This window comes from Nitrososphaerota archaeon (assembly GCA_016872055.1).
In the GTDB taxonomy this organism is placed as follows: Archaea; Thermoproteota; Nitrososphaeria; order Nitrososphaerales; family Nitrosopumilaceae; genus Nitrosotenuis.
In genome coordinates, this window is the sequence record VHBH01000027.1 from 1 (window position 1) to 2858 (window position 2858).

Here is a 2858-nt window from a genome sequence, read left to right on the forward strand (position 1 = left end):
GCTCGGCTACAAACCGCCTGCACCGGAAGTGTTCGTGCCTGCATTCGCCGCATGGCCGGCTGCGCTACGCCGATCGGCTTCGCCGGCCACGCTCCAACTAGTACCCGCTTTCGCGGAGATCTGATTCATGATTCAACATTGGGATGATAGCCGATGCAGTGGTAGTCCGGCTGACGCCGGAGGAGCGCGCGGTGCTTGAGGCTCGGCTCCGTGCGCCGACGACGGAACAGCGGCAAGTGTTTCGGGCGCGGATTGTGCTACTGGCTGCCCAAGGACGCTCGACGCGGTCGATTGCCCACGAGCTTGGCACGATGCCGCGCACGGTCAGCGGCTGGCGAGGGCGCTTCGCGCGCGAACGGCTCACTGGATTGGACGACCGGCCGCACCCTGGCCCGGCGCCGAAGTATGGCGCCACAACCGGCCGGCGCATTCTGGAGCTTCTGGATCGGTCGCCGCCCCAGGGATATGCCCGCTGGACTGGACCGCTGCTGGCGACCGCCCTGGGCGATGTGCATGAGCAGCGGGTCTGGCGCTTCCTGCGCGAGCAGAAGATCGATCTCGCCGGGCGTAAATCCTGGTGCGAGAGCAGCGACCCTGAGTTCGTCGCCAAGGCCGCCGATATCATCGGGCTCTACTTGGCGCCGCCCGACAATGCCATCGTCATCTGCGTCGACGAGAAGCCCTCGATCCAGGCGCTGGAGCGGGCGCAGGGCTACCTGAAGCTGGCCAACGGGAGGACGCTGACCGGCCGGAGCCACGATTACACGCGCCACGGCACCTCGACGTTGTTCGCCGCCTTCGAGGTCGCCACCGGCAAGATCACCGCCGTGCACAAGAACCGGCGGCGGCGCGTCGAGTTCCTCGATTTTATGAATGAGGTCGTCGCCGCCTATCCCAGGACTGACACCGCCATCCATGTCGTCCTCGACAACCTCAGCACCCACAAACCCAAGATCGATCGCTGGCTCCAGCGTCATCCCAACGTTCACTTCCATTTCACGCCGACGCGCGCCTCCTGGCTCAACCAGGTCGAGATTTGGTTCTCGATCCTCCAAGGCAAGTCTCTGCGCGGCACCTCTTTCGTCTCGATCAAGCAGCTCCGGGAGCACATCGATGCTTTCATCCAAACCTACAACCAGAACGCCAAGCCGTTCGTCTGGACCAAGACAAACGTCCATCAACGCCGCTTCAAAGACCGACGTATCAGCCAATTGTGATTCCGGGTACTAGGAGCCTGTCCAAGTAGCTCCGGCGCGAGGCGCTTGTGTGAGGGGCAGGCCGCTCAGGCCGCCCTGTGGAGCTTTGAGAGGTTGTGAGCGGTGCAGATGAGGGCCCATTCGGCCTTCACTTTCTCGACGCCCCGCAGCAGGAACTGTCTGAACCCTCTCGCCTGCTTGATCTGACCGAACACCGGCTCGACGATTTGCTTTCTTAACCTGTACCTGCTTCGCCATCCTGCCCGCTTGAGCTTGTCTCTCATGGCCAGGGTCAGCGGGCCGGTGGCTTTTCGTTTGGCCTCGGCCGGGTGCTTGGCTCGTCCGGTTGCGAGGTAGGCGCCGATGTCGCGATCGGCCAAGGCCTCGAGGTTCGCCTCGCTCAGATAGCCGCTGTCGGCCGACGCCTCCTTAGGCATGTGGCCGAGGTTGGCCCTGATGCCATCGACCAGCTCCACGAGCTGGCCCTGGTCGCTCATGCTCGCAGTGAGCCCATGGGCGACGATCACCTGGGCAGCGCCGTCGACCGCCGCCTGTGCGTTGTAGCCCTGGATGTAGCCATCCTTGGTCAACAGCACCCGGCTTTCCGGGTCGGTGAAGTTCCGCTGCGCCTTGCCATCAGGGTCCTGACTCGGCGGCGCCGGCGTCTTGCCATTCTTCTTGCGGCCCTCTGCCTTGCGTTTGGCCTCTGCCTCGGCCCGCCGCCGTGTCTCCTCCGCGGCCGCAGCCTTGGCCTCTGCTTCCAGCGCCGCCTTGGCCTCGCGAATCTTCGCCAGCCGCTTCTGCTTGTCGGCGACCCAATCGGGCATCTCATCGCCGCGCTTGCTGCCGTGCAGCCTGTCCTCCTCTGCATCGGCAGCCTCGGCCGCCTTCAGCCAGCGATCCACCTCCGCCGCAAGCTCCGCTTCCCGCTTCTTCATGCGTTCGTAGCTCATCGCCTTGTGCTTGGAGGCGTTCGCCTTGATCTTGGTCCCGTCCAGCGACACATGCCCGAGCTTGACCAGGCCGGCCCTCTCCGCCAGCCGCAATACCTGCACAAACAAGGACGCCAGCGCCTTCAGGTGCCGCTGGCGGAACAGAGAAATCGTCCGGAAGTCCGGCGCGTCCCCCGCCACGATCATCATGAAGTCAGCTCGCTCAACCGCCGCCCGGGCGATCCGCCGCGAGGAGTACACCCCGCTGGCGTAGCCGTGCAGCAGCAGCGCAGTCATCATCCCCAGATCAAACGGCGGCTGGCCCAGCACGCTCCGGTAGCTGCCCTCGATCTCCGAAAGATCCAGGCTCTCGCGCACCAACGACACGATCAGCCGCGATAGGTGGTCCTTGGCCACATAGTCCTGCACGCTCGGCGGCAGAAGCTGCGCCTCGTCGATCTTCCAGGGGCGAAATTCCTTGCTCATGGACCTGCAAGGAATCAGATTCGCTAACCCTCGAAAAGCGACTACTTGGACAGGCTCCTAGCCCCGCGATCCAGGGAGACGACCGATGATCCCCACCGACACCGCCTCGCGCTCGATCGCCTATACCGATAGCCTCACCGGCGAGCCCGTCGTGCTCGTGCATTGCTCGGCCGCCAGCGGTCGCGAATGGGATTCGCTCGGGACGCTCCTGAGCGGCGAGTATCGCAAGCTGGTTCCCGCCCCC

The 2858-nt window shown here is 64.6% G+C and carries 2 protein-coding genes; one reads left to right on the top strand and one right to left on the bottom strand.

The features are described 5' to 3' along the window. Positions 1-143: 143 nt before the first annotated feature. Positions 144-1217: an IS630 family transposase gene (locus tag FJ354_07135; protein MBM3906424.1), complete on the top strand. Its 1074-nt coding sequence runs from the start codon at positions 144-146 to the stop codon at positions 1215-1217. A 65-nt stretch (positions 1218-1282) separates the two neighbouring features. Here the strand turns inward: FJ354_07135 and FJ354_07140 are convergent, their stop codons facing one another. After that, a complete protein-coding gene (locus FJ354_07140) occupies positions 1283-2614 on the bottom strand; it encodes an IS1182 family transposase (protein ID MBM3906425.1) in 1332 nt (443 codons plus the stop codon). Positions 2615-2858: the final 244 nt, after the last annotated feature.

What these genes read in the sequence shown, in the direction of transcription:
- FJ354_07135 (MBM3906424.1), top strand. Translation starts at nt 144, where the DNA reads ATGATAGCCGATGCAGTGGTAGTCCGGCTGACGCCGGAGGAGCGCGCG.
- FJ354_07140 (MBM3906425.1), bottom strand. Translation starts at nt 2,614, where the DNA reads ATGAGCAAGGAATTTCGCCCCTGGAAGATCGACGAGGCGCAGCTTCTG.